The 25,587-nt window shown below is 43.6% G+C and carries 19 protein-coding genes, 1 rRNA gene and 1 riboswitch; of the genes, 15 read left to right on the top strand and 5 right to left on the bottom strand.

All coding sequences use genetic code 11. The annotated features are described in order from the left end of the window. Positions 1 to 4: 4 nt before the first annotated feature. From gyrB to LU293_RS04995, 7 genes are all read left to right on the top strand, one after another. Positions 5 to 2,458 (top strand): DNA topoisomerase (ATP-hydrolyzing) subunit B, encoded by a 2,454-nt coding sequence (gene gyrB / locus LU293_RS05025; RefSeq protein ID WP_242749574.1) that lies wholly within the window; start codon positions 5 to 7, stop codon positions 2,456 to 2,458. Between the two features lie 105 nt (positions 2,459 to 2,563). Next, on the top strand, positions 2,564 to 4,126 hold the full coding sequence (guaA, locus tag LU293_RS05020; protein WP_242749572.1) for a glutamine-hydrolyzing GMP synthase: 1,563 nt from the start codon (positions 2,564 to 2,566) through the stop codon (positions 4,124 to 4,126). Between the two features lie 544 nt (positions 4,127 to 4,670). Continuing rightward, a complete protein-coding gene (locus tag LU293_RS05015) occupies positions 4,671 to 5,360 on the top strand; it encodes a DNA methyltransferase (RefSeq protein ID WP_242749563.1) in 690 nt (229 codons plus the stop codon). Then, the gene (locus LU293_RS05010) at positions 5,357 to 6,892 is read left to right on the top strand and encodes an Eco57I restriction-modification methylase domain-containing protein (protein WP_242749561.1); all 1,536 of its coding nucleotides are present in this window, start codon (positions 5,357 to 5,359) and stop codon (positions 6,890 to 6,892) included. The genes LU293_RS05015 and LU293_RS05010 overlap by 4 nt, the downstream gene beginning before the upstream one ends. Beyond that, the gene (locus LU293_RS05005) at positions 6,885 to 7,163 is read left to right on the top strand and encodes a hypothetical protein (protein ID WP_242749559.1); all 279 of its coding nucleotides are present in this window, start codon (positions 6,885 to 6,887) and stop codon (positions 7,161 to 7,163) included. The genes LU293_RS05010 and LU293_RS05005 overlap by 8 nt, the downstream gene beginning before the upstream one ends. Next, positions 7,102 to 7,566, top strand: a complete 465-nt coding sequence (locus LU293_RS05000) for a hypothetical protein (protein ID WP_242749558.1) — start codon at positions 7,102 to 7,104, stop codon at positions 7,564 to 7,566. Before LU293_RS05005 ends, LU293_RS05000 begins: the two co-directional genes overlap by 62 nt. Further along, entirely contained in the window at positions 7,563 to 10,070 is a 2,508-nt protein-coding gene (locus LU293_RS04995; protein ID WP_242749556.1) for a GIY-YIG nuclease family protein, read from the top strand. Before LU293_RS05000 ends, LU293_RS04995 begins: the two co-directional genes overlap by 4 nt. 176 nt (positions 10,071 to 10,246) lie before the next feature. On the opposite strand, the gene LU293_RS04990 is transcribed toward LU293_RS04995, so the two are convergent. Together LU293_RS04990 and LU293_RS04985 are read right to left on the bottom strand one after the other, a co-directional pair. Then, positions 10,247 to 10,597: a RidA family protein gene (locus LU293_RS04990; protein ID WP_242749548.1), complete on the bottom strand. Its 351-nt coding sequence runs from the start codon at positions 10,595 to 10,597 to the stop codon at positions 10,247 to 10,249. A 42-nt stretch (positions 10,598 to 10,639) separates the two neighbouring features. Further along, entirely contained in the window at positions 10,640 to 11,893 is a 1,254-nt protein-coding gene (locus tag LU293_RS04985) for a D-amino acid dehydrogenase (protein WP_242749546.1), read from the bottom strand. Between the two features lie 172 nt (positions 11,894 to 12,065). Then, positions 12,066 to 12,175: riboswitch (TPP riboswitch) on the top strand. 79 nt (positions 12,176 to 12,254) lie between these two features. Between LU293_RS04985 and thiC the strand changes: the two genes are divergently transcribed. The 3 genes from thiC to LU293_RS04970 all read left to right on the top strand — a co-directional run bounded on the left by thiC (position 12,255) and on the right by LU293_RS04970 (position 16,841). Continuing rightward, positions 12,255 to 14,108, top strand: coding sequence for a phosphomethylpyrimidine synthase ThiC (gene thiC / locus LU293_RS04980; RefSeq protein WP_242749545.1), 1,854 nt, complete (start codon positions 12,255 to 12,257; stop codon positions 14,106 to 14,108). 270 nt (positions 14,109 to 14,378) lie between these two features. After that, entirely contained in the window at positions 14,379 to 16,226 is a 1,848-nt protein-coding gene (locus tag LU293_RS04975; RefSeq protein ID WP_242749543.1) for an ABC transporter ATP-binding protein, read from the top strand. A gap of 75 nt (positions 16,227 to 16,301) precedes the next feature. After that, on the top strand, positions 16,302 to 16,841 hold the full coding sequence (locus tag LU293_RS04970; protein WP_242749541.1) for an acyl-CoA thioesterase: 540 nt from the start codon (positions 16,302 to 16,304) through the stop codon (positions 16,839 to 16,841). 92 nt (positions 16,842 to 16,933) lie between these two features. Here the strand turns inward: LU293_RS04970 and def are convergent, their stop codons facing one another. Further along, a complete protein-coding gene (gene def / locus LU293_RS04965; RefSeq protein ID WP_242749539.1) occupies positions 16,934 to 17,446 on the bottom strand; it encodes a peptide deformylase in 513 nt (170 codons plus the stop codon). A gap of 179 nt (positions 17,447 to 17,625) precedes the next feature. On the opposite strand from def, the gene hisB reads away from it, so the two are divergent. Next, positions 17,626 to 18,222 carry an imidazoleglycerol-phosphate dehydratase HisB gene (gene hisB, locus LU293_RS04960; protein ID WP_242749531.1) on the top strand — a complete coding sequence of 199 codons (597 nt, stop codon included), beginning with the start codon at positions 17,626 to 17,628 and terminating at the stop codon, positions 18,220 to 18,222. A gap of 111 nt (positions 18,223 to 18,333) precedes the next feature. Continuing rightward, entirely contained in the window at positions 18,334 to 18,984 is a 651-nt protein-coding gene (gene hisH / locus LU293_RS04955) for an imidazole glycerol phosphate synthase subunit HisH (RefSeq protein ID WP_242749661.1), read from the top strand. A gap of 383 nt (positions 18,985 to 19,367) precedes the next feature. Here hisH and fabF read toward each other — a convergent pair whose 3' ends face one another. Beyond that, positions 19,368 to 20,669 carry a beta-ketoacyl-ACP synthase II gene (gene fabF, locus LU293_RS04950; RefSeq protein ID WP_242749529.1) on the bottom strand — a complete coding sequence of 434 codons (1,302 nt, stop codon included), beginning with the start codon at positions 20,667 to 20,669 and terminating at the stop codon, positions 19,368 to 19,370. Between the two features lie 296 nt (positions 20,670 to 20,965). Here fabF and LU293_RS04945 point away from each other — a divergent pair, with 296 nt between their 5' ends. Next, entirely contained in the window at positions 20,966 to 21,364 is a 399-nt protein-coding gene (locus tag LU293_RS04945; RefSeq protein ID WP_242749527.1) for an MliC family protein, read from the top strand. Positions 21,365 to 21,473: 109 nt separating this feature from the next. On the opposite strand, the gene LU293_RS04940 is transcribed toward LU293_RS04945, so the two are convergent. Beyond that, positions 21,474 to 22,679 (bottom strand): anhydro-N-acetylmuramic acid kinase, encoded by a 1,206-nt coding sequence (locus LU293_RS04940; RefSeq protein WP_242749525.1) that lies wholly within the window; start codon positions 22,677 to 22,679, stop codon positions 21,474 to 21,476. Between the two features lie 219 nt (positions 22,680 to 22,898). On the opposite strand from LU293_RS04940, the gene LU293_RS04935 reads away from it, so the two are divergent. Further along, entirely contained in the window at positions 22,899 to 23,318 is a 420-nt protein-coding gene (locus LU293_RS04935; protein WP_242749523.1) for an ACP-like domain-containing protein, read from the top strand. A gap of 692 nt (positions 23,319 to 24,010) precedes the next feature. Beyond that, a 16S ribosomal RNA gene (locus LU293_RS04930) occupies positions 24,011 to 25,542 on the top strand. Positions 25,543 to 25,587: the final 45 nt, after the last annotated feature.

Below are 25,587 nucleotides of genomic sequence, written 5' to 3'. Positions count from 1 at the left end.
TATCATGACCGAGCAGACGCACGACCTTGAGCAGTCTCAAGCCCAAACTAACGATTACACCGCCAAAAACGTACGTGTCCTAAGAGGGCTTGAAGCGGTGCGTGTCCGTCCTGGAATGTATATTGGCGATACCGATGATGGCACAGGCTTGCACCACATGGTGTTTGAGGTGGTGGATAATGCCATCGATGAGGCGTTGGCAGGGCATTGCGATGAGATTAATATCGTCATTCATGAAGATGAGTCGGTGTCGGTTGCTGATAATGGGCGTGGCATTCCTGTGGACATTCACCCAGAAGAAGGGGTATCAGCAGCTCAAGTCATCATGACGGTGCTTCACGCAGGCGGTAAGTTTGATGATAATTCTTATAAAGTGTCGGGCGGTCTGCATGGCGTTGGGGTGTCGGTTGTTAATGCGTTATCTGAAAAGCTTATCTTAAACATCAGTCGAGATGGTTTTGCTTATACCCAAGATTACACTAATGGCGTTCCTGATTTTGAACTAAAAAAACTGCACGCAACCACAGAAACTGGCACTCAAGTAAGATTTTATCCATCTGCTGAGATTTTTAGTGGGACGATTTTTGATTATGACATTCTTGCCAAGCGTTTACGAGAATTATCATTTCTAAATTCAGGGGTGCGTATCGTATTGACTGATAAAAGAGATGGTAAGCAGCAGGTTTTTGAGCATAAAGGCGGTCTGGGCGAGTTTGTAGATTATATCAACGATGGTAAGCAGACATTAAATGATACATTTCACTTCACGGCTGATTCAAGTGATGGCATAGGCGTTGAGGTGGCTTTACAATGGTCGGACAGCTTTAACGAAAAAGTTTTATGCTTTACCAATAATATCCCCCAAAAAGACGGTGGAACACACTTATCAGGCTTTCGCTCAGCATTAACTCGCTGCCTAAATGCCTATATGGATAGTGAAAATATTGCTAAAAAAGAAAAGGTGCAAGTGACGGGCGATGACGCACGAGAAGGGCTTGTTGCCATCATCTCGGTTAAAGTGCCTGACCCTAAATTTAGCTCTCAAACCAAAGAAAAGTTGGTCTCAAGTGAGGTGAAAGGGGCGGTTGAAACTGCCATGAACGAACGCCTAAGTGAGTATTTACTTGAAAATCCAAGTGCAGCCAAAGCTATTGCTGGTAAAATCATCGATGCTGCTAGAGCTCGTGAAGCTGCTCGTAAAGCTCGTGAAATGACACGACGTAAGACGTCTTTGGATATTGCAGGGTTGCCAGGTAAGCTTGCTGACTGCCAAGAAAAAGACCCAGCACTTTCTGAGCTTTATTTGGTGGAGGGTGATTCGGCAGGGGGTTCTGCTAAGCAAGGACGTAGCCGTAAAACACAAGCCATTTTACCTTTAAAGGGTAAAATTTTAAATGTAGAAAGAGCCCGTTTTGACAAAATGCTATCATCTGCTGAGGTTGGTACGTTAATCACTGCTTTAGGTTGTGGCATTGGTAAGGATGAGTATAACCCCGATAAGCTCCGCTACCACAAAATCATCATCATGACCGATGCAGATGTGGACGGCTCACACATTCGCACATTGCTTTTGACGTTCTTTTTTCGTCAAATGCCAGAGCTGATTGAGCGAGGTTATATTTATATCGCTCAGCCGCCGCTTTATAAGATTAAAAAAGGCAAGCAAGAGTTATATCTAAAAGATGATGAAGCCTTAAAAGCGTATCTTTTATCATCAACGATTGATGATAATCAGCTGTTTTTAACCAAAGATACACCAGCTATTACAGGGCAGGCTTTAGAAAATTTGTTAAATGATTATAGTCTTGCTCAAAACACCACAAATCGCCTAAGTCAAAAGTATCCACGAGCTTTAATTAATGCATTAAGTCTTTTGCCTAAGCTTGAAACTGAGACTTTAAAAGATAAAGCTAGGCTTGGTGAATGGGCAGATAAGTTACAATCTATGATGAATGAAACTGCCGCTAAGTTAATGCCTAGTGTGTCGCTTGAACCGCTAGGGGGTGATGATAATTTAGGTATGTTTTTACCAAAAGTAACCATCTATGTGCATCAATTACCACAATATTATACCCTTGATCCGCTATTTATCGACTCAGGTGAGTATGCTAAGTTGTTAAAATTATCAAGCACATGGAATACGATTTTAACTAAAGACAGCTTTATTAGACGTGGCGATAAAGATATTGCCATTAAGGATTTTGATCATCTATGGGAGTTACTCATGACGGACGCTCGACGTGGACTTGGCATTCAGCGTTATAAAGGTCTTGGTGAGATGAATCCTGAGCAACTATGGGAGACCACCATGGATCCTGAAAATCGCCGAATGCTTAAAATCACTATTGAAGATGCTATCGCTGCTGATCACTTATTTACCTGTCTTATGGGTGATGATGTCGAGCCAAGACGTGCATTTATTGAAGAAAATGCTTTAAATGCAGACATTGACACCTAAAGTTAAGATGTTTAAAACATAAATAACCCTGCCAAGCGATACCGTCGTTTGGCAATATCTGATTAACCAATTACTTTATTTAATACCAAACAAAAGGCAAAACACATGACGCAGACCATCACCACTGACCGCATTTTAATCCTAGATTTTGGCTCACAATACAGCCAGCTTATCGCTCGCCGTGTTCGTGAAGCTGGCGTGTATTCTGAGATGTATGCGTTTGATATGTCTGATGATGACATCAAAGCCTTTAATCCAAAAGGCATCATTTTATCTGGCGGTCCTGAGAGCGTCCATGAGGCAGGCAGTCCACGTGCCCCCAAAGCGGTGTTTGAGCTTGGCGTACCTGTGCTTGGTATTTGCTATGGCTTTCAGACGATGGCAGAGCAGTTTGGTGGCAAGGTAGAAGCTGGCTTGGTGCATGAATTTGGTTATGCTGAGATTGACGTATTACACCAAGACCGTTTGCTCAGTAACATCGCCAACGACAAAAACCAAGTCCAAGTGTGGATGAGCCATGGGGATAAAGTATCTTTATTGCCAGAAGGATTTGTTAGCACATCAAGCACGCCTAGCTGTCCGTATGCATCTGCCAGCGATGAGCATCGTGGCTTTTATGGGGTGCAGTTTCACCCAGAAGTTACGCATACCGACAAAGGGGTGGTGCTGATTTCTAATTTTGTACATGGTATTTGTGGCTGTGGTCATGCGTGGAATTCTGAGAACATCATTGAGCTACGCATCGCCCAACTAAAAGAGCAAATCGGCGACCAAAAGGTATTGCTTGGCTTATCTGGCGGTGTGGATAGTTCGGTGGTGGCGGCACTTTTGCATAAGGCGATTGGCGACCAATTAACCTGCGTTTTTGTGGATAATGGCTTATTACGCCTAAATGAAGGCGATGAGGTTATGCAAATGTTCGCCCAGAATATGGGCATTCGTGTGATTCGTGCTGACGCTGAGTCTCGTTTTTTGATGGCATTGGCAGGCGTAACAGACCCAGAAGCGAAACGCAAAATCATCGGACGAGAATTTATTGAAGTGTTTTCAGAAGAAGCACGTAAGCTAGATGGCGTGAAATTCTTGGCGCAAGGGACGATTTATCCTGATGTGATTGAATCGGCGGCAAGCAAGCAAGGCAAGGCTCATGTCATTAAATCGCACCATAATGTTGGTGGTTTGCCTGATGATTTGGCGTTTGAACTGGTTGAGCCGCTGCGTGATTTATTCAAAGATGAAGTACGCAAATTGGGTGTGGCACTTGGCATTCCCCATCACATGATTTATCGCCACCCATTCCCAGGTCCGGGTCTTGGCGTGCGGATTTTGGGCGAAGTCAAAAAAGAATACGCCGATATTTTGCGTATGGCGGACGACATCTTTATGCAGGAGCTTCGTGCGTCTGGTTGGTATGATAAGACGGCACAGGCATTTGCGGTATTTCAGCCTGTCAAGTCGGTAGGGGTGGTCGGTGATGGCAGACGTTATGCGTGGGTGATTGCACTTCGTGCGGTTGAGACGGTGGACTTTATGACGGCACGCTTTGCCCATTTGCCTTATGATTTGGTGGATAAAATCTCAACTCGTATCATGAATGAAATCCGTGATGTGTCTCGTGTGGTATATGATGTCAGTAGCAAGCCACCTGCGACCATTGAGTGGGAGTAAATACATAAAAACCAAGTCTATGTGCTTGGTTTTTTTGGGTGTGATGATAAGATGAATTCAAAATATATGTTTCATGTGAAACATACAAATGGGCTTGCATGAATTGTGGTGTTATCTATTATCTCACCGGTATGATATACAAAGAATCTCTACTTTATCAATACACCTGTATTTATTAACAAAACCACCCTAATCATCTTGGTTGGTATTATTATTTATGATAGAATCAAGTTTTCTCACTTTTTATTGGAAATTGTCATGTATTGTCTTGACAGGCTGTATTTGCCCGCTATAATGCTCTGCGTACCTGCGTACCTGCGTACCTGCGTACCTGCGTACCTGCGTACCTGCGTACCTGCGTACCTGCGTACCTGCGTACCTGCGTACCTGCGTACCTGCGTACCTGCGTACCTGCGTACCTGCGTACCTGCGTACCTGCGTACCTGCGTACCTAGTCTAAGCCATACCCAAAATCTCTTAGTATCCCATCATACCCCATTCTTATCTCATTTAGCAAACCATCTGACCTGCACGGGGCAATCCCATGCAAGTTAAATCAGCCACTCAAACACACCCCCAGTCCCCATCTCAGACCAAGTCTCGTGAGCGTATCAAAGACCATGGCGAAGTTTATACAAATGAGCGTGAAGTCAATGCCATGCTTGATTTGGTCGCTCACCAATGCACCGACCCCGAAGCCACCTTTTTAGAGCCTGCCTGTGGTACGGGGAATTTTCTTGCGGTGATATTACAGCGAAAACTTACCGCCATTTACCAAAAACACAAAAAAATTCAATACAACTACGAATTAAACGCCATTACCGCCATTAGCTCCATTTATGGTATTGAGCTGTTGGCTGACAATGTCGCTGAATGTCGTGAGCGGTTATTAGCGATTTTTCAAAATCATTACTCATCTCATTTTAAAAACATTAACCCACGCTGTATAGACGTGGCACGTTTTTTATTATCAAAAAATATCTTATGTGGAGATGCTTTATCATTAAAGCAGAAAGACGGCACGCCCATTGTGTTTAGTGAATGGTCAATGCTTGGCACGGATATGATACGCCGTGAATATGTCTATCCTGATTTAATCAATAAATCCAGCGAGCGTGAATTGCCGTTATTTTCGGATTTGGGCGATGACGCTTATATCCCTGAGCCGATAAAAGAATACCCGCCTGTGTATTTTTTGGATATTGATTTAAGCGACAAGGAGTATAAAAAATGAGTGATTTAATCAATTACAACCCAGACGTTTTGGAATGCCTTGCCAATTTATCCAATGATGAAGTTTTTACCCCGCCAAAGCTCGTCAATGAAATATTGGACAGACTGCCCCAGGCATTATTTGAAAATCCAAACACGACATTTTTGGATCCTGTCTGCAAATCAGGTGTATTCCTACGAGAAATCACCAAACGTCTCATCAAAGGCTTAGAACACCAAATCCCAGACCTACAAGAACGGCTCAATCATATATTTAGCCAGCAACTCTACGGTATCGCCATCACACATCTGACCGCTCTATTATCACGGCGGAGCGTCTATTGTGCCAAGCGAGCAGGGGGAGAATACAGCATTTGTACAGCATTTGATGATAATGATGGCAATATCTTTTTCCCCCAAAGCGAGCATACATGGCAAAACGGCAAATGCACAGCCTGTGGAGCAAGTCAAGATGTCTATGACAAAAGTAACGGCAGTATCAGCCGTGAGCATGAATTTGAGACCCATGCGTATGCATTTATCCACCCATCTTTTTATGAATTGGAAATTAGTAAAATGAAATTTGATGTAATTATTGGTAATCCGCCGTATCAATTATCGGATGGTGGTGCTTCTGCAAGTGCCACGCCTATTTATCATAAATTTATCCAGCAAGCCAAAAAATTAAATCCGCATTATCTGATTATGATTACGCCTAGTCGTTGGTTTGCAGGTGGAAAAGGGCTTGATGAATTTCGTGATGAAATGCTAAATGATAGACGTCTAAAAGTTTTGGTTGATTATATTGATTCAAATGATTGCTTTCCAGGCGTGGATATTTCAGGCGGGGTTTCTTATTTTTTGTGGGATAAGAGCCACTCTGGAACTTGCTTGGTGGAAACCATTGAAGGAAATAGTATTGTTTCAAGAATGAATAGATATTTAAAAGAAGATGGCACTGAAACTTTTATTCGTTTTAATCAGGCAATTTCTATATTAAGAAAGATTAAAAATTTTAAAGAAAAAAGTTTTTCAAATTTGGTTAGTTCAAGAAAGCCATTCGGTTTTTCTACATCATATCGTGGACAATCAAAATCAAATAGTAACAGTGTTGAATTGTATACAAGCGATGGTATAAATTATATAAGTTTAAATGATATAGATAGGAATAGAAATTGGGTTAATCAGTATAAAGTTTATATTGCAAGAGCTTATGGGGAAAGAATTTCATCTAATTTTTGGGTATTAGGAAAACCATTTTTGGGTAAACCAAATACAGCTTGTACAGAAACTTATTTAGTTATTGGAACATTTGAAAATGAACAAATTTGCAAAAATGTAATGTCTTATATTAGTACAAGATTTTTCCGCTTTTTGGTTCTACTTAAAAAGAATACACAAGATGGAACTCAAAAAGTTTATCAATTCGTACCTATGCAAGACTTTTCAAAATCGTGGACAGATGATGAATTGTATCAAAAATATGGTTTATCTGATGATGAGATTGCTTTTATTGAAAAGATGGTTAGACCGATGGAGCTTGAAAATGAGTAAAAATTATACGTTAAAAACACGCAATGTATCTTTTAATCAAACTAATCTAGTTAAACATTTTCAATCTATTAGGGATAATGCCGAGCAAAATTTGGGCGGTATTGTTACTAATGCTGATGATATTTTGGATTTAAAAGATTTTTTAAGCTGTTTTTATAGCGGTAGAGATGAGTTAAAACAGCATTTTGATTTGGATAATTGTGAATTTTATGTGGATTATCCACCAAAAGAAATTCGTAATAGAAATAGCAAAAAAATGTTTTTATATTAGAGATTTGTCAGATAAAAGCAAATTCCGACAGGTTTCTATTTTATCAACAAAAGCGATTAAAAAGCCAACAGATTTTGAAAATTTTAAGGAATTTTGTCAAGATGTTATTCAAGACTTTAAATACGAAAAACGAAAAGAACTGGCGTCAATTGATGGATTAAATTATCAAGAATTTGATTTATATAGTAATCCCACAACGACACAAATTGTTCAAGAATTTTTGGATAAAAATGAATTGACGGATAAATTAGATTTAATTATCTCGCCAAATGATTTGGGAAATCATATTCCTTTTTTATTAGATGGTCATAAATATCTTGAACAAGATTTTTTAAATTTTTATCATCAAAAAGTTCAAAATGATGAAATTGAATTTTTCTTAAAAGCGAGAAAAACCCAATGAACCCACAAACCCCCGTCAATCTCACCGACACCCTAAACCCACCCCGCATTTATGCCTATACCGATGAGCGGTTTGACGGCTGTATCAAGGTCGGCTACACCACCAAGACCGCCTTGGAACGTGTGCAGGCACAGTATCCGATTGCCACACCACGCCAGAGCTGGCGGATTGTCTTTGATGAGCTGGCGGTTCGTGATGACGGCACGACATTTAGCGACCATGCCATTCATCAAGCCCTGATTAAGATGGGTTTTGACAGACCAAATGGCGAGTGGTTCGCTTGCACACTAGACGATGTCCATTCGGCATTTTTGACTGTTAAGACAGGCAAGGCGATGGCGGACAGGCGCACGGCAGATTTTGGGCTACGTCCTGAGCAGGCACAGGCGGTGGCACGCACCAAGGCGTATTTTGAGAGTTTTTCGGCAGAGCCTGCCAATCATGGCAAATCGCCCAGATTTTTGTGGAATGCCAAAATGCGATTTGGCAAGACTTTTGCCAGTTATCAGCTTGCCCGTGCGATGGGTTGGGAGCGTATACTGATTTTGACGTTCAAGCCTGCGGTGCAAGATGCTTGGGAAAATGACCTAAAAAGCCATGTGGATTTTGTAGGTTGGCAGTTCATCAGCAAAAACAGCGATTTGACGATTGACACGGCGGATAAAAATCGCCCGATTGTCTGCTTTGGGTCATTTCAAGACTTTTTGGGCAAAACCAGATCAGGCGGTATCAAAGCCAAAAATGAATGGGTACACGCCCTAAATTGGGACTGCGTGATTTTTGATGAATATCATTATGGGGCGTGGCGTGAGAATGCTCGTGATTTATTTGATGGCGAAACCGACAAAAAAGAGCAAGAATTTGCCGAAAGCTCATTTTTAAAAGACTTTGACCAAGAGCTTTTGCCGATTACCACAGACCACTATTTGTATTTGTCAGGCACGCCATTTCGGGCGATGTCGTCAGGCGAATTTATTGAAGAGCAGATTTTTAACTGGACGTATTCAGACGAACAAAAAGCCAAAGCCGAGTGGGACGACACATACGGCAAAAATCCGTATTTATCACTACCCAAGATGGTGATGATGACCTATCAGCTCCCTGATAGCATTCGTGATGTGGCAAAGAAAGGCGAGTTTAATGAATTTGATTTAAATGAGTTTTTTCGTGCGACAGGTGATGGCGATACGGCACGGTTTATCCATGAGAACGAAGTGCAACGCTGGCTAGAATTTATCCAAAACAAACTGCCTGAGATGACCGTAGACACCCTAAAAATGGGGGCAAAAAAACCGCCCATGCCATTTAGTGATGTGCATCTAAAAAATGGGCTACTGCATACTTTTTGGTTTTTGCCATCTGTGGCGAGCTGTTTTGCGATGAATAATTTATTGGCCCAAAAACAAAATCAGTTTTTTCATGAGTATAAAATTATCGTCTGTGCAGGCACGCAGGCAGGTATTGGTGTAGAAGCCTTGCCCCCTGTACAGCAGGCGATGGGCAGCAATCCTTTGACCACCAAGACCATCACGCTCTCCTGCGGTAAGCTCACCACAGGCGTATCGGTCGCTCCGTGGACGGGGATTTTTATGCTCCGTAATACCACAAGCCCAGAGACTTATTTTCAGGCGGCATTTCGGGTGCAGACCCCTTGGGTGCTTAAAAACTATGACCCCACCGACCCACATGGCGAGACCATCTTAAAAGAGCAGTGCTATGTCTTTGATTTTGCTCCCAATAGAGCCTTACGCCAAATCGCTGAATACAGCTGTCGGTTGGACAACACGAACACCAATCCTGAACAAAAGGTGGGTGAGTTTATCCGCTTTTTGCCTGTGCTTGCCTATGATGGTAGCACGATGAAGCAGATAGATGCAGGCGGCGTTCTAGACATGGCGATGAGTGGCACGACTGCCACACTTTTGGCACGGCGGTGGGAGAGTGCTTTACTTGTTAATGTGGATAACGACACATTGACACGGCTGATGAATGATGATAAAGCGATGAAAGCTTTAATGGGTATTGAAGGATTTAGAAGTCTAAACCAAGACATTGAGACAATCATCAATAAATCTGAAAACGTGGCAAAAACAAAAAAAGAAAAAGGCGATGAGCTGACACCCAAAGAGAAAAAAGAACTTAGCGATGAAGAAAAAGAATACAAATCGCTTCGCAAACAAATCCAAGAAAAACTCATCAAATTCGCCACACGCATACCCATATTTATGTATCTGACCGATTATCGTGAGCATTGTCTAGAAGATGTGATTACCCAGCTTGAACCTGATTTATTTCGCCGTGTAACAGGTCTTACGCAATCAGATTTTGCTCTGCTAAACCGCCTAAATGTCTTTAATGGCAGTCTGATGAATGATGCGGTATATAAATTTAAACGCTATGAAGACAGTAGTCTAGAATACACAGGGCTAGACAGACACAAAGACAAGGTGGGGCTTTATAATACGGTGGTGGGGCGAGATGAATTTGATAAAATAGATGTTTGATTACTTAAATGTTTGATGTACTTAAGATGCTTAGCCCATCAAAATTTCAACTTTATCCCAATCAACCACAACCATAATCTAACTTTATCACAACCCAAAAAAAAGCACCAAACCCTACAAATATCTAGGCTTGGTGCTTTGGTGTGATGAGCTTATTGATATTAAATCCTTATTGATTAAATGGCTGCGATGACCATAATCTCAATCAGCCATTTTGGATTGACTAATTTTGCTTCAATGGTCGCACGAGCAGGGGGTGTGATGCCTTGCACCCACGCATTCCACTCGGCATTAAATGCGTCAAAATTCGCCAAATCGGTAATGAACACCTGAGCAGATAGCAGTTTTGATTTATCTGTACCTGCCTTGGCAAGGGCTTCGTCTATATTGGCGAATACTTCACGAGATTGTCCTTTAATATCTAGGCTGTCGTCATTGGGTACTTGCCCTGCCAAATAGACCACGCCTTGATGAATGGCGATTTCGCTTAGGCTGTCGTTGCTGTCAAGTTTGGTGATGTTGCTCATGAATTATCCTTGTTGATTAAATGGGTTGTTGGTAGTTGGTTGTTATCGTTGATAGCGTGCCAAAGACAGACCATCTAGGCTGATGTCTGGGGTTTGTTTGGTGATGATGTCAGCGACAAGCTTGCCTGAACCGCACGCCATCGTCCAGCCAAGTGTGCCATGCCCTGTATTGATGAACAAGTTATCAAAAGAAGTTTCGCCGATGATGGGCGTGCCATCTGGTGTCATGGGGCGAAGACCTGTCCAAAAGCTCGCCTGCGATAGGTCGCCTGCGGGGAATAGGTCACGGGTTACCATTTCAAGGGTGGCACGACGCTGTGGGTTTAGTTTTAAATTAAATCCTGATAATTCTGCCATACCACCGACACGAATGCGATTATCAAAGCGAGTGATGGCAATCTTATAAGTCTCATCAAGCACGGTTGAGACAGGGGCAAGGCTTTCATCAATAATAGGTATGGTCAAAGAATACCCCTTGACAGGATAGACAGGCAGGCTTAATCCTAAGTGTTTGGCGATGGCACGAGAATAGCTACCAAATGCTAATACATAAGCATCTGCTTTAAGGATTTTGCCATCAACTAATACGCCTGTGATGGTCTGTCCGTTGTGCTGTATTTCTTGTACGGTCTGATTGAATAAGAATTTTACCCCCAAAGTTTCGGCGATTTTTGCCAAGCCTTTGGTGAATAAATTGCAATCGCCTGTCTCATCATTGGGCAGTCTTAGTCCGCCCACAAGCTTATCTTTGGCGTGTGCCAAAGCAGGCTCGGCACGAGATAATTCATCACGACCTAATAGCTCATAAGCGACACCGCATTCTTTTAACACTTCAATATCACGACCCACCACGTCTAGTTGGGCTTGTTTTCTAAATAATTGTAGTGTGCCTTTGGTGCGATGTTCATAATTGATGCCTGTGTCTTGGCGGAGTGCTTGCAGGCAGTCTCGGCTATATTCAGCGACACGCATCATGCGTTCTTTGTTGATGGCGTAGCGTTCGGCGGTACAGTTGGCGAACATTTGCTTTGCCCATTGGGTCTGCCAAAGTGTGCCGTCAGGTACGATGGCAAAGGGGGCGTGTTTTTGAAATAGCCATTTGGTAGCCTTGGCAGGGATGCCGGGGGCTGCCCAAGGGGTGGAATAACCGGGGGAGATTTGCCCTGCATTGGCAAAACTTGTCTCTTCGGCAACATTTGCTTGGCGTTCAATGACGGTTACATCAACACCTTGTTTGGCAAGATAATAAGCAGATGTAACACCAATCACACCACCGCCTAGCACAATCACTTTCATAGCAATCCTTATACAATCCTTGAATAACAAAATGACAACCAAATGATAACAACCCCATATGATAACAAGCACACTGATGAATAACAAGAGACTTTCCCTAAAAGATAAAAATATTTTATGTTTATCAAAAAATATGGTTTGGTTTTTTGGGGATTTGTTGTGTTACAATGTAATTAACTTGACGGAGTGCAATTTTAGATTGCCGAGATTGTGTCTTTTAACACAAAATCCGTTGAACCTGATGCAGTTAATACTGCCGTAGGAATCAAGTTAATCAAAGTCATTTTTCCGCCATTGGCAACCATACGGGCAAAATTTCTTTATTGGCTTGATTTGTTAAAGCCAATTTAAGGAAAAATGTATGAGCCAATTAACAAATCCCCACCTAAACCAAGTCGTCAATCAGCACGAACAAGACGCAAAAGACCTAACTCGCACCTTGCCAGCGTCTCGTAAAGTCTATGTACAGGGCAGTCGTGCCGACATTCGTGTGCCATTTCGTGAGATTAGCTTGACTGACACGCCAACAGGTCTCGCCCAAGACGGCGTGGAGAAAAATCCGCCAATTTTGGTGTATGATACGTCTGGCGTTTATACCGACCCAGATGTGCAGATTGACCTAAATCAAGGCTTACCAAAACTTCGTGAACAGTGGATAGTCGAGCGTGATGACACCGAGATTTTGGACGGTTTGACATCGGCTTTTGGTAAGGCACGCTTAAACGACATTCGCACCCAAGGCATTCGTTTTGCCCACATTTCTAAACCACGCCGAGCCAAACAAGGCAAAAACGTTACCCAATTACACTACGCTAAACAAGGCATCATCACGCCTGAAATGGAGTACATCGCCATTCGTGAAAACGGTCGCCAAGCAGATGGGGTGGATTTACGCCAACATCAAGGGCAAAATTTTGGGGCGAAAATGGTGCGTGAAATTACCCCTGAATTCGTCCGTCAAGAAGTCGCAAGCGGACGAGCGATTATCCCGAGTAACATCAATCACCCAGAGAGCGAGCCGATGATTATCGGGCGAAATTTTCTCGTGAAAATCAACGCCAACATCGGTAACTCGGCACTTGGCTCGTCCATTGATGAAGAAGTCGCCAAAATGACGTGGGCAACTCGTTGGGGGGCGGACACGATTATGGATTTGTCCACCGGCAAAAATATCCACGAAACTCGTGAATGGATTATCCGCAATTCGCCTGTACCGATTGGGACGGTGCCGATTTATCAGGCCCTTGAAAAGGTGGGCGGTGTTGCCGAAGATTTGACGTGGGAGATTTTTAAGGATACGCTCATTGAGCAAGCCGAGCAGGGCGTGGATTATTTTACCATTCATGCAGGGGTGCTACTTCGCTATGTACCGATGACAGCAAATCGCTTGACGGGCATTGTCAGCCGTGGCGGTTCAATTATGGCACAGTGGTGCTTGGCTCATCATAAAGAAAACTTTTTGTATGAGCATTTTGATGAGATTTGTGAAATTGCCAAAGCCTATGACGTGGCGTTTAGCTTAGGGGACGGACTTCGCCCCGGCTCAATCCAGGACGCTAATGACGAAGCTCAATTTAGCGAGCTTATCACGCTTGGTGAGCTGACAAAACGTGCGTGGGAGCATGACGTGCAGGTAATGATTGAAGGGCCTGGACACGTTCCCATGCATATGATTAAGGAGAATATGGAAATGCAGTTAACCCATTGCCATGAAGCGCCATTTTATACGCTAGGACCACTCACGACCGACATTGCCCCTGGGTATGACCACATCACCAGTGCCATTGGGGCGGCGATGATTGGCTGGTATGGTACGGCAATGCTGTGCTATGTTACGCCAAAAGAGCATCTAGGTCTGCCCAATAAAAAAGACGTTAAAGACGGTATCATCACCTATAAAATCGCCGCCCACGCCGCCGACCTTGCCAAAGGACACCCGCTGGCTCAGGTGCGTGATAATGCCTTGTCTAAGGCACGCTTTGAGTTTCGCTGGGAAGATCAGTTTAATCTTGCCCTAGACCCTGACACCGCCCGAGCCATGCACGATGAGACCATGCCAAAAGAAGCCCACAAGTCGGCTCACTTTTGCTCTATGTGTGGCCCGAAATTTTGCTCGATGAAAATCACCCAAAACGTGCGTGAGTATGCCAAGGGAATGGACGAGATGAAAGAGAAATTTAAGGAAGAAGGCAGTCGGTTGTATCGTGCTATATAGCCATAAGAAAATAAGGGGGTGGTTCAAAAAGTGTGTTAGTTTGGTTTTTTGTTCGCCCTGAGTAGTGAGCTTGCCGAACTATCGAAGGGCGGGAAAACCGTCATGGGCAGGCATAGCTCACCACAAACGGTTTTCTTGTCAGCATACTTTTCAAGCCATAGCCGAAAATAAAACCACCACAAAAGCCGTCCTTTGGGCGGTTTTTTGTTTATGTGATGATAAACTGTTATAATAGTAAGTTTTAATCGTATCATTTATAAAAAAAAACTCATGTCCCTATTTTCCTACTTTGAAAACCGCCTAGACACTTATCCTGACACCCCCATGCCCACCGCCAAAGACGGATTATTTGCCTTTTTGTGGGCGTGTACGGCGGGTGCTCGTGGCTGGATACTGATGCGTATGCTATTATCCATGCTTTTGGGAATATTTGGTTCGCTGTTATTTGCTTGGGCAGGTGATGTGGTAGATTGGCTGACCACTTATAGCCCACAGACCCTTTGGCAAGAAAAAGGGGCGACCATCATGCTGATTTTGGGCTTGTGTGTCTTGTCTATCATTGGCGAGTTTTTGGGGAATTTGATCCACTTTCAGACCTTGCAAGGCGTGTTTCCCATGCGACTTAGATGGTGGTTTCATAAGCACATGCTTGGGCAATCCATGCAGTTTTATCAAGATGAATTTTCAGGGCGTGTGTCTGCCAAGGTGATGCAAACCGCTCTTGCCGTGCGTGATACGATTATGACGATGGCGGAGATGATGTCATTTGTTATCGCTTATCTTGTAACGAGCGGTGTGATTTTGTTTGGGCTTGATGTGTGGCTGTTCTTGCCATTTGTGGCGTGGCTTGTTTGTGCAGGCGTGATTATGAAAATTTTTTTGCCACGTCTAAAACGAACCGCAAGTATGCAGGCGGACGCACGAGCCTTGATGACAGGGCGTATCACGGACGCTTATGCCAACATCAGTGCGGTCAAATTATTTAGCCATTCACACCGTGAGCTAGATTATTCCAAATCCGCCATGACGGACTTTATGAGTACTGTCCACGCCCAAATGCGGTGGGTGTCTTTGCTAGGTACGACCACTGAACTGTTGTCTTTGATGATGATTGTCGGCTCTACTGCCATCGGTGTCTATCTGTGGACACAAGGGCAGGTTACGGTGGGGGCGATTGCGGTGGCAAGTGGTATTGCCCTTAGATTAAAAGGCATGATTCAGTGGATCATGTGGCAGACGGCAACTTTGTTTGAGCATATCGGTACGGTGCAAGATGGTATGGGAACACTGACCATGCCACACGCCATCACAGACAAAGATGGTGCCAAGGATTTGGTGGTGACGGCAGGGGATATTGTTTTTGATGAGATGGTGTTTAATTATGGGCGTGGTGATGATCAACTTGGGCTATTTAATCAATTTAATCTTAGCATCAAAGCAGGCGAGAAAGTCGGTCTGGTGGGGCGAAGTGGGGCGGGTAAATCTAGCCTTGTCAATCTGTTGCTAAGATTTTATGATGTGGACGGTGGGCGAATTTGTATTGATGGTCAAGACATCAGCCAAGTTACCCAAAACTCACTTCGCCATCAAATCGGCATGGTAACCCAAGACACGTCCCTACTTCACCGCACCGTGCGAGAAAACATCGCCTATGGCAGACCTGATGCGACTGATGATGAGATTATCATGGCTGCCAAAAAAGCCCATGCGTGGGAGTTTATCCAAAGCCTACACGACAAATATGGCAATACAGGGCTTGATGTACAAGTCGGCGAGCGGGGGGTTAAGCTGTCTGGTGGTCAGCGTCAGCGTATCGCCATCGCTCGTGTCATGCTCAAAAACGCACCGATTTTACTGCTTGATGAAGCCACATCCGCCCTAGATAGTGAAGTAGAACACGCCATCACTCAAAGCCTAGACGACATGATGACCGGCAAAACCGTCATCGCCATCGCCCATCGTCTCTCCACGATTGCAAGCCTAGATAAGCTGGTTGTCATGGATAAAGGGGAGATTGTGGAGATGGGCAGTCATGATGAACTTATCGCTCGTGGCGGTATTTATGCAGGGCTTTGGGCAAGACAAAGTGGCGGATTTTTAGGAGAGATGGACGGCTGACGACTTGTTTTTTCAATGTTTTAAATATTTGCTGTTGATGCACAACCATACTCATCAAACCAAAGAAGGTAGATTATGTACCCATTTTTACGTTTAGCCAAAACCCTAGCCAAAAGCTCATTAGACTTTAAACAAGGCGACAAACTTCGCTTGACCGACACCGCCACATACCAATTTACGGTGCAATTAAATGACATTGATAATTTTTTGGAGATGAATAACGGACGGATTTTTACGCTATTTGATTTGGGGCGGACGGATTTTGCCATTAGGGCAGGACTTGGCAAAAAACTGCTTGAAAACCGTTGGGGGTTTGTGGTAGCAGGTAGTACCATTCAATACAAAAAGCGTATCCGTGCCTTTGACAAAGTTACCATGAAAACTCGTGTCGTAGCCATTGATGGGCGTTGGTTTTATATGGAACAAACCTTGTGGGTCAAAGGGGTATGTGCTTGTCATGCCTTGCTACGCACCGCCGTTACCAACATCAAAACAGGCAAGAGCATTGATAGTCAAGATGTGCTCAATCAGCTTGGTTATCATGATGTCAGTCTGCCACCTGATGAATGGGTGCAGGCGTGGATTGATGCCGATAAACTGCGTCCTTTTCCTTAACTAACCTTTATTGAGTTGGATTTTTGATACCCAAAACCCAAGAGTTTATCTTGGGTTTTTATTGGGTGTTTTGATTTGATTAGATGTTTTGATTAGGTGTTTTTGGCGGTAACTTTGCGTACTTTATCTCTGGCACGGTCTTGTTTTAGGCGAGACAAATAATCTACGAATACCACGCCATTAAGATGGTCAAGCTCGTGCTGAATACACACCGCAAGCAGTCCGTCTGCTTCTACGCTAAATTCATCGCCATGCTCATCTAATGCCTCTATGCGGACACGAGTGGGGCGAGACACCTCATCATACACCTCTGGGATAGACAGACAGCCTTCTTTGTAGGGGGCGACCTCATCGGTGAGTGGAGTTACTTTGGGGTTGATATAGACTTTTGGTTGTGGATCTTCATCTTGTCCTGCCAAATCCATCACCACCACACGAATGTGTCTGTCTACTTGGGTGGCAGCCAAGCCTATGCCTTGGGCATTATACATGGTCTCAAACATATCTTTGATGAGTGTTTTGATGTCATCATCAATCACCAAAACATCTTTGGCGACCGTCCGCAGGCGTGGGTCTGGATAATGTAAAATCGGTAAAAGTGCCATAGTTATCTCGATTAAAGGTTGAGTTATCTCATTATAATCCAAAGCACTTTGATTGGCAAAGTTTATGGCATAAGTTTATGACATCTTGGGGCTGATTTTTCATAAAAATTTCCCCCAAAATGAGTAAATTTTGTGTAAAATGGTGTTTTTGTCAAGCAAATGCCAAGACAGGAGATGTCATGAACGCCCCACGCACCGCACAAATTAGCCGAAACACCGCCGAGACGCAGATTTTTGTTGCCATCAACATTGACGGCACAGGCAAAAGTCAGCTAGATACAGGCGTACCATTTTTGGATCATATGTTAGAGCAAATCACTCGCCATGGTTTGTTTGACCTTGAAATCAAATGCACAGGCGATACGCACATTGATGACCATCACAGCGTAGAAGACATTGGCATCGCACTTGGTCAAGCCCTAAAAATTGCCTTGGGCGACAAAAAAGGCATTCGCCGTTATGGGCATTTTTATGCACCGCTTGATGAGAGCCTAAGCCGTGTGGTGGTGGATATTTCAGGTCGCCCAAGCCTGCATATGGACGTGCCATTTACTCGTGCTTATGTGGGCAGATTGGACGTGGATTTGTTCAGCGAGTTTTTTTATGGTCTTGTCAACAATGCCGCCATCACACTGCACATTGACAACCTAAAAGGCAAGAACAGCCATCATCAAATAGAAAGCGTGTTCAAAGCACTCGCCCGTGCCTTGCGTATGGCGTGTGAGATTGATGAGCGTGCCAATGGGGCATTGCCATCTACCAAGAATGTGCTGTAATAACAATGTGTTTGGCTGTATCGGCTTAATTTTATTGACTTAATATTGTTTTATTGACTTAATATTGTATTAGGTTAATTGTATCAACTAAATGATATCGGCTAAGGGTTTATCATGAATTTTTCAAAAATTGCTTTGCTTGACTATGGCGTGGGGAATTTATATTCTGTGGCAAATGCACTCACCAAATCAGGTGCAAAGGTCATCTTAACCAATAGACCTGCCGACATCAAACAGGCGGACAAGGTCATGCTACCGGGTGTGGGGGCGATTGGCGATGCCATGATGCACATGAAAAATGCAGGGGTGGACGTGGCAGTCAAGGACGCTTTATTGACCAAGCCTGTCATGGCGATTTGTGTGGGTATGCAGGCGATGTTTGATTATTCTACCGAAGGCGGACGAGTAGATTGTCTTGGTATTTTGGCAGGTAATGTCCAAAAATTTGACGACACATGGACAGACTGCGACCAACCAATCAAAATCCCCCATGTCGGCTGGAATGCGGTCAATACCGACACCGACCATGTGCTGTGGGACGGCTGTGGCGGTGAGCATTTTTATTTTACGCACAGTTATTATTGCACCCCTGATATGGCAGATGCTCGCAACGCTGGGGCTATTGTGGCGACGTGTGATTATGGGGTAAAATTTTGTGCCAGTGTCATCAAAGACAATCTATTCATCACGCAATTTCACCCAGAAAAAAGCCATCACGCTGGTCTAAAATTGCTGTCAAATTTCGTCAATTGGCAAATATGATGTTCCATGTGAAACCATATGCCGATGACATCAGTGGCTCAATTTAGCACCACAGCTGATACCCAAAATTTGGGGTCCATACTCTATATATTATATATACTGTCTATTTAATACCCAAAATCCGCCCCAATCTTTTGGGGCGCTTGTGTAGTGATGTTGGGCTTATTTTTAAAGACTTGCTAAATAAAAAAAGCCCAAGCTTTTATATAGTAAAGCTTGGGCTTAAAACATGGCTTAAATATGAGCAAAAAATACTACGCCAATCTCAACACATATAAAGGTTAGGTCTTACAAGCTTGACCCAACCTAAGGTTAGTAGCTAACCTGCCTTTGGATAAGCTGGATTTACCAACCTAGCCAAAGGCGGTTTGGTTAAGCGTGTGCTATGCAAAGCGACCAAATACCAAACTGCCGTTTGTACCCCCAAACCCAAAGCTATTTGAGATGGCATAATTGACATTATTGACACTGCGGGCGGTATGGGCAATGTAGTCTAAGGTGCAACGCTCATCAGGATTATCTAAGTTGATGGTGGGGGGTAGGTGTTGGTGTTGTAGAGCAAGGATAGTGAAGATGGCTTCCACCGCCCCTGCTGCCCCAAGTAGGTGTCCTGTCATGGATTTGGTTGAGCTGACCAAAATATCATCGCCAAACAAAGCTTGAATGGCGCGGCTTTCAGCGACATCGCCTGCTGGCGTACTGGTGCCGTGTGCATTGACATAGCCTATCATATCGGCATTTAGTCCTGCGTCATTTAGGGCGTTTTGCATGGCACGTTTTGCCCCTTCGCCATTGTCAGGCGGTGCGGTGATGTGGCTTGCGTCATCGCTCATGCCAAAGCCCACAAGCTCCGCTAAGATGGTCGCCCCACGAGCTTTGGCGAAAGCTAGGCTTTCTAATACCAATGCCCCTGCCCCATCACCCAACACAAAGCCATCACGGTCTTTATCAAAGGGGCGACTTGCTTTGGTGGGTTCGTCATTGCGTGTTGATAGGGCGTGCATTGCCCCAAAGCCTGCCAAGCCAAGCGGTGTGGAGGCTTTTTCGCTACCACCGACCAATACCGCATCAAGGTCGCCATAAGCAATCAATCTTGCCCCCAATCCGATGGCGTGCGTAGAGGTGGTGCAGGCAGTGGAGGTGGCAAGGTTTGCCCCTTTTAGAGCATGGCGAATGGCGATAAGCCCTGCTGGCATATTGACGATTGCCCCTGGTATGATAAAAGGCGAGACTTTTTTTGCCCCAAACGCCTTGAGGGTATCTCGGCTGTTTTCAATCGTTCCGATACCACCAATACCAGACCCCATCACCACCCCAAAACGCTTGCCGTCCACATTGATGGGTAGGCTGTCGCCTTTGATGTCGTCTATCAGCCCTGCATGATATAAGGCTTGGGCGGCTACTACTTGGGCGTAGTGCATAAATTCATCAAAACGGCGAATCTCTTTGGGATTTAAAAATTCACGAGCGTCAAAATCTTTGACAAGCCCTGCGATTTGTGAGCGAAATTCACCAATATCAATTTTATCGCTAAAGCTGTCAATCTTTGTGATACCGCTTTTGCCATTGATGAGATTTTGCCAAATGGTGTCAAGGTCGTTACCGACTGGCGTGATTGCTCCCATGCCTGTAATGACGACACGCTGATTGTCTGGACGGCTGTGGTGGATTGGTTTTTTTATCATAGGATTGTCCGCATTCATGTTTTGTTACAAATTGAATTTATCTTAGCATGATTTTATAGTGATGAAAAGTTTACAGATGTATTTTTTTATCAGTTTTTATATAATCAGATAGTTACCAGTAACTTAGTAACACATAAAATACACAAAACATACAAATTTTTTATTGTCTGTCGGTTTACTTTGTTATATCCTTATCATAGACATATATTTTTATTTTCTTTGTGATAATAACTATATTTGTGATGTATCGGCATATCTATTTTGGCTATGCCATTAACTTCCAAAAGGAGATAACAATGAAATTTGCATTACCAATTACCGCAGCTTGCGTACTTGCTCTAACTGGCTGTACCGCTACTGATCATATCATCAATAAAGCTCAAACCGTAACTCAAAATGCGGTTCAAACAGTTAAAAATGCGGTGAACGATTATCAGCCACACAGCAAGACTTTTATCTGTGAAAACGGCATGGCACCAAAAATTGATTACCTAAACGACAGCCAAATCAACCTAAACCTAGAAGGTAGAACTACCACTCTAGACGCTGCAACCGCTGCTTCTGGTGAGCTTTATGTTGCTGAAAAAGGTATCTTTGGCCATGGTGGCGAATGGCACCAAAAAGGCGATATGGCAACATTTAGCTACAGCAACCTACATGGTGTTGCAGCAGACATTAACTGTAAAGCTGAATAATAGCCAGTATTTTAACTTTTAACAAGTTAGTATACTAATAAAAAACCGCATTAATTTGCGGTTTTTTGTTGAGATTGATAAAACTTTTGATGTATTTTAGTTGATGAGTTTAGGGGAAACACACTTGCCCCAAAACGACCGCTTTATTAGCCCCTGTTACACTCGGTAGATTGGCTGGTTTAGATAGCATGGTCTGTCTGGCAAGCCAAGCAAAGGCGGTGCTTTCAACTAAGGTGGGGGCTATGCCAAGGGTGTCGCTAGACTGCACTTGCCAGTGGGGCAGATGATGAGCTAGTCTAATCATAAGATGGTCATTTAATGCACCCCCGCCACAGACGAACAGCACGCCTTTTGTGGTGGCAACTTTTGTGCCTGCGACATCATAAAGTGCATTGGCGACACTGACGGCGGTCAAATCCACAAGCGTCGCCTGTACATCTTGGGGGGTATAGTTGGGGGAGTGGCTCGTTCGGAATTTATCAAGTTCATCATCTAGCCAAGCTAGGTTAAATTCTTCACGACCAGTACTTTTTGGATAAGGTTTATCAAAAAAATCATGCGTTAATAGTTGTTTAAGTAGTAATGGAATGACCTGCCCAGATTTCGCCCAGTCGCCATTTTTATCAAAATCTGCCCCTGTATGACGTTTTACCCAGCCATCAAGCAGAAGATTGGCACAGCCTGTATCAAAGCCGATGACTTCATCAATGCCATCTGATAGCACCGTGATGTTGGCAATACCGCCAAGATTTAGCACCGCTTTGGGGCAGTCATCAAAATGATTAAATACAGCTTCATGAAAGGCAGGGGTAAGCGGGGCACCTTGTCCGCCTACTGCCATATCACGGCGGCGAAAATCTGAAACCACGGCAATGCCTGTTCTTTCAGCCAAGACATTGGGGTCTAAAAGTTGCAGGCTAAAGTGCCAATGTGGGCGATGACGCACCGTCTGACCATGACAGCCAATGGCAAAAATTTCATCAGCCGTCATGCCTGATTTATCCAAGAGTTCAAGCACCGCCTGTGAACATAGCTCGCCATAAAACACGCTCGCCCAACCAAAGACATCAAGCTCACTTTCAAATCCAAGCCCATTGTCCTTTATATAGCTATCTACACCGTTTGGGGTGGTTAATGCCAGTAATGCAGACTTTAAGTCGGTAGGAAAGGCTAGGCTATGATGGTTGATGATTGTAGGCTTATCATTATCAAATCGGCATAATACGGCATCTAATCCATCAAGGCTTGTGCCACTCATCATGCCAATAAAATAAAGCGGTTCGTGTTCATTTAATTCGGTATCATCAAAGTGCATAATTTTCTCGTTTATAAAGAGAGTAGAATAACAGACTTTAATAGAATTTGTAATATTCACATTGAAAATGTAACAAAATATATCAATAAATCTAAATATCAAGATTAATCATCCACATTTGTAACAAATAATTACCATATTCTCCTATTTTTTTTAAAAATCGCTTGCTATAATGCAATCGTGAACTAAATTTGGTTCATTTTTGATAAAGAGGAAATTATGAAAGCATTAAAAATGATTGCACCTTTATTTGTTTTAGGTGTTGGCTTGTCAGGTGTCGCTTCTGCCCAAACCACTATGAACCCTGAAACTGCTGATAATACCGCAGTTAAAGTACGCCAAGTAACCTACCAATGTAATATTGGTGGTACAACTAAGGTTACTTATGGGTTTAACAGACAAAACCTACCTACTTATGCAGAAATGAATTTAGGCGGTAAAAGCCGTTTTCTACCAATCAATTTAGAGCGTTCAGACATTGCAGGCACATACTTTGGTAATGATGATAGCTGGCAAATTGGTACAGATGTATTGACATTGGGTAACTATCACAAATCAGATGTGATAATCCACAGTCCAGCCGCTGAAACTGCTTACAAAGGTTGCCATGTAGTCAAAGTTAAGCGTATCAAAGGTTAATTTAGCTGATGGCTGATAGATGGCAAGAATATTTTATATTGCTTTTTATGCCATGAAATCAGCTTATAAAATAGCCACCTAAATCGGGTGGTTATTTTTTTGTCAAAAAATCCCCTACAAAACCAATCACTTACAAACTTTTCCTAACTTTCTTCAAAAAATCCCTTGACCCACATCAAATCTTAGGTATAATACGCACCACTCAGGCAGTTCAAGTTCTAAAAAACTTGTTAAATTTCAATAACTTAGTTAGTTTTAAACAAACTTCCAAAATTCTTGAAAAAAAGCTTGACATCAAATATTAAAAGCGTATAATACGCCACTCACAAAGTCAAGGCAGTTACTAACGATTACAAATAGCAATCGTAACCAACTTGATACAGTGAAAAAAAACAACTTAAAAAAAAGCTTGACATTATAACTTTTCAATATATAATGTACAGCCTTAATTGATACAGACGATGTATCATACACTATTTAAAATCAAACAAAGAACAACTTGTGTGGATTTTTGTCAATACAAGATAAATCAAATAATATAAATATGCAAGTATCATTTATTATTTATTATCATGACAAAAATACTCAAAGTTAATTCATTTACACGATGAGCAAATTTTGCTAGTAATAAAAATAAATGAGCCAAGTCCTAATCTTTAATTTACTTTAAAGCCTTAGGCAAAACAAAGATTAAACTGAAGAGTTTGATCATGGCTCAGATTGAACGCTGGCGGCAGGCTTAACACATGCAAGTCGAACGATGATTATCTAGCTTGCTAGATAGGATTAGTGGCGAACGGGTGAGTAATGCTTAGGAATCTGCCTATTAGTGGGGGATAACTATCCGAAAGGATAGCTAATACCGCATACGTCTTACGAGAGAAAGGGGGCTTTTAGCTCTCGCTAATAGATGAGCCTAAGTCGGATTAGCTAGTTGGTGGGGTAAAGGCCTACCAAGGCGACGATCTGTAGCTGGTCTGAGAGGATGATCAGCCACACTGGGACTGAGACACGGCCCAGACTCCTACGGGAGGCAGCAGTGGGGAATATTGGACAATGGGGGAAACCCTGATCCAGCCATGCCGCGTGTGTGAAGAAGGCCTTTTGGTTGTAAAGCACTTTAAGTGGGGAGGAAAAGTCAATGGTTAATACCCATTGACCCTGACGTTACCCACAGAATAAGCACCGGCTAACTCTGTGCCAGCAGCCGCGGTAATACAGAGGGTGCAAGCGTTAATCGGAATTACTGGGCGTAAAGCGAGCGTAGGTGGCTTATTAAGTCAGATGTGAAAGCCCCGGGCTTAACCTGGGAATTGCATCTGATACTGGTAAGCTAGAGTAGGTGAGAGGGGTGTAGAATTCCAGGTGTAGCGGTGAAATGCGTAGAGATCTGGAGGAATACCGATGGCGAAGGCAGCACCCTGGCATCATACTGACACTGAGGTTCGAAAGCGTGGGTAGCAAACAGGATTAGATACCCTGGTAGTCCACGCCGTAAACGATGTCTACCAGTCGTTGGGTCTCTTGAAGACTTAGTGACGCAGTTAACGCAATAAGTAGACCGCCTGGGGAGTACGGCCGCAAGGTTAAAACTCAAATGAATTGACGGGGGCCCGCACAAGCGGTGGAGCATGTGGTTTAATTCGATGCAACGCGAAGAACCTTACCTGGTCTTGACATATCTAGAATCCGAAAGAGATTTCGGAGTGCCTTCGGGAATTAGAATACAGGTGCTGCATGGCTGTCGTCAGCTCGTGTCGTGAGATGTTGGGTTAAGTCCCGCAACGAGCGCAACCCTTTTCCTTAGTTACCAGCGAGTTAAGTCGGGAACTCTAAGGATACTGCCAGTGACAAACTGGAGGAAGGCGGGGACGACGTCAAGTCATCATGGCCCTTACGACCAGGGCTACACACGTGCTACAATGGTTGGTACAAAGGGTTGCTACACAGCGATGTGATGCTAATCTCAAAAAGCCAATCGTAGTCCGGATTGGAGTCTGCAACTCGACTCCATGAAGTCGGAATCGCTAGTAATCGCAGATCAGAATGCTGCGGTGAATACGTTCCCGGGCCTTGTACACACCGCCCGTCACACCATGGGAGTTGATCTCACCAGAAGTGGTTAGCCTAACGCAAGAGGGCGATCACCACGGTGGGGTCGATGACTGGGGTGAAGTCGTAACAAGGTAGCCGTAGGGGAACCTGCGGCTGGATCACCTCCTTAACGATATTATCTGATTGGCAAGAATTCACAACAAGTTGTTCTTTG

Source organism: Moraxella nasovis (genome assembly GCF_022701215.1).
Classification (GTDB): domain Bacteria; phylum Pseudomonadota; class Gammaproteobacteria; order Pseudomonadales; family Moraxellaceae; genus Moraxella; species Moraxella nasovis.
The sequence above is the reverse complement of the archived record's forward strand: the minus strand, read 5'-3'. Positions and strand labels throughout refer to the sequence as shown.

Excerpts from the sequence above, each read along its gene's own strand:
- gyrB (WP_242749574.1), top strand. The coding sequence starts at position 5 with ATGACCGAGCAGACGCACGACCTTGAGCAGTCTCAAGCCCAAACTAAC.
- guaA (WP_242749572.1), top strand. The coding sequence starts at position 2,564 with ATGACGCAGACCATCACCACTGACCGCATTTTAATCCTAGATTTTGGC.
- LU293_RS05015 (WP_242749563.1), top strand. The coding sequence starts at position 4,671 with ATGCAAGTTAAATCAGCCACTCAAACACACCCCCAGTCCCCATCTCAG.
- LU293_RS05010 (WP_242749561.1), top strand. The coding sequence starts at position 5,357 with ATGAGTGATTTAATCAATTACAACCCAGACGTTTTGGAATGCCTTGCC.
- LU293_RS05005 (WP_242749559.1), top strand. The coding sequence starts at position 6,885 with ATGAGTAAAAATTATACGTTAAAAACACGCAATGTATCTTTTAATCAA.
- LU293_RS05000 (WP_242749558.1), top strand. The coding sequence starts at position 7,102 with ATGTGGATTATCCACCAAAAGAAATTCGTAATAGAAATAGCAAAAAAA.
- LU293_RS04995 (WP_242749556.1), top strand. The coding sequence starts at position 7,563 with ATGAACCCACAAACCCCCGTCAATCTCACCGACACCCTAAACCCACCC.
- LU293_RS04990 (WP_242749548.1), bottom strand. The coding sequence starts at position 10,597 with ATGAGCAACATCACCAAACTTGACAGCAACGACAGCCTAAGCGAAATC.
- LU293_RS04985 (WP_242749546.1), bottom strand. The coding sequence starts at position 11,893 with ATGAAAGTGATTGTGCTAGGCGGTGGTGTGATTGGTGTTACATCTGCT.
- thiC (WP_242749545.1), top strand. The coding sequence starts at position 12,255 with ATGAGCCAATTAACAAATCCCCACCTAAACCAAGTCGTCAATCAGCAC.
- LU293_RS04975 (WP_242749543.1), top strand. The coding sequence starts at position 14,379 with ATGTCCCTATTTTCCTACTTTGAAAACCGCCTAGACACTTATCCTGAC.
- LU293_RS04970 (WP_242749541.1), top strand. The coding sequence starts at position 16,302 with ATGTACCCATTTTTACGTTTAGCCAAAACCCTAGCCAAAAGCTCATTA.
- def (WP_242749539.1), bottom strand. The coding sequence starts at position 17,446 with ATGGCACTTTTACCGATTTTACATTATCCAGACCCACGCCTGCGGACG.
- hisB (WP_242749531.1), top strand. The coding sequence starts at position 17,626 with ATGAACGCCCCACGCACCGCACAAATTAGCCGAAACACCGCCGAGACG.
- fabF (WP_242749529.1), bottom strand. The coding sequence starts at position 20,669 with ATGATAAAAAAACCAATCCACCACAGCCGTCCAGACAATCAGCGTGTC.
- LU293_RS04945 (WP_242749527.1), top strand. The coding sequence starts at position 20,966 with ATGAAATTTGCATTACCAATTACCGCAGCTTGCGTACTTGCTCTAACT.
- LU293_RS04940 (WP_242749525.1), bottom strand. The coding sequence starts at position 22,679 with ATGCACTTTGATGATACCGAATTAAATGAACACGAACCGCTTTATTTT.
- LU293_RS04935 (WP_242749523.1), top strand. The coding sequence starts at position 22,899 with ATGAAAGCATTAAAAATGATTGCACCTTTATTTGTTTTAGGTGTTGGC.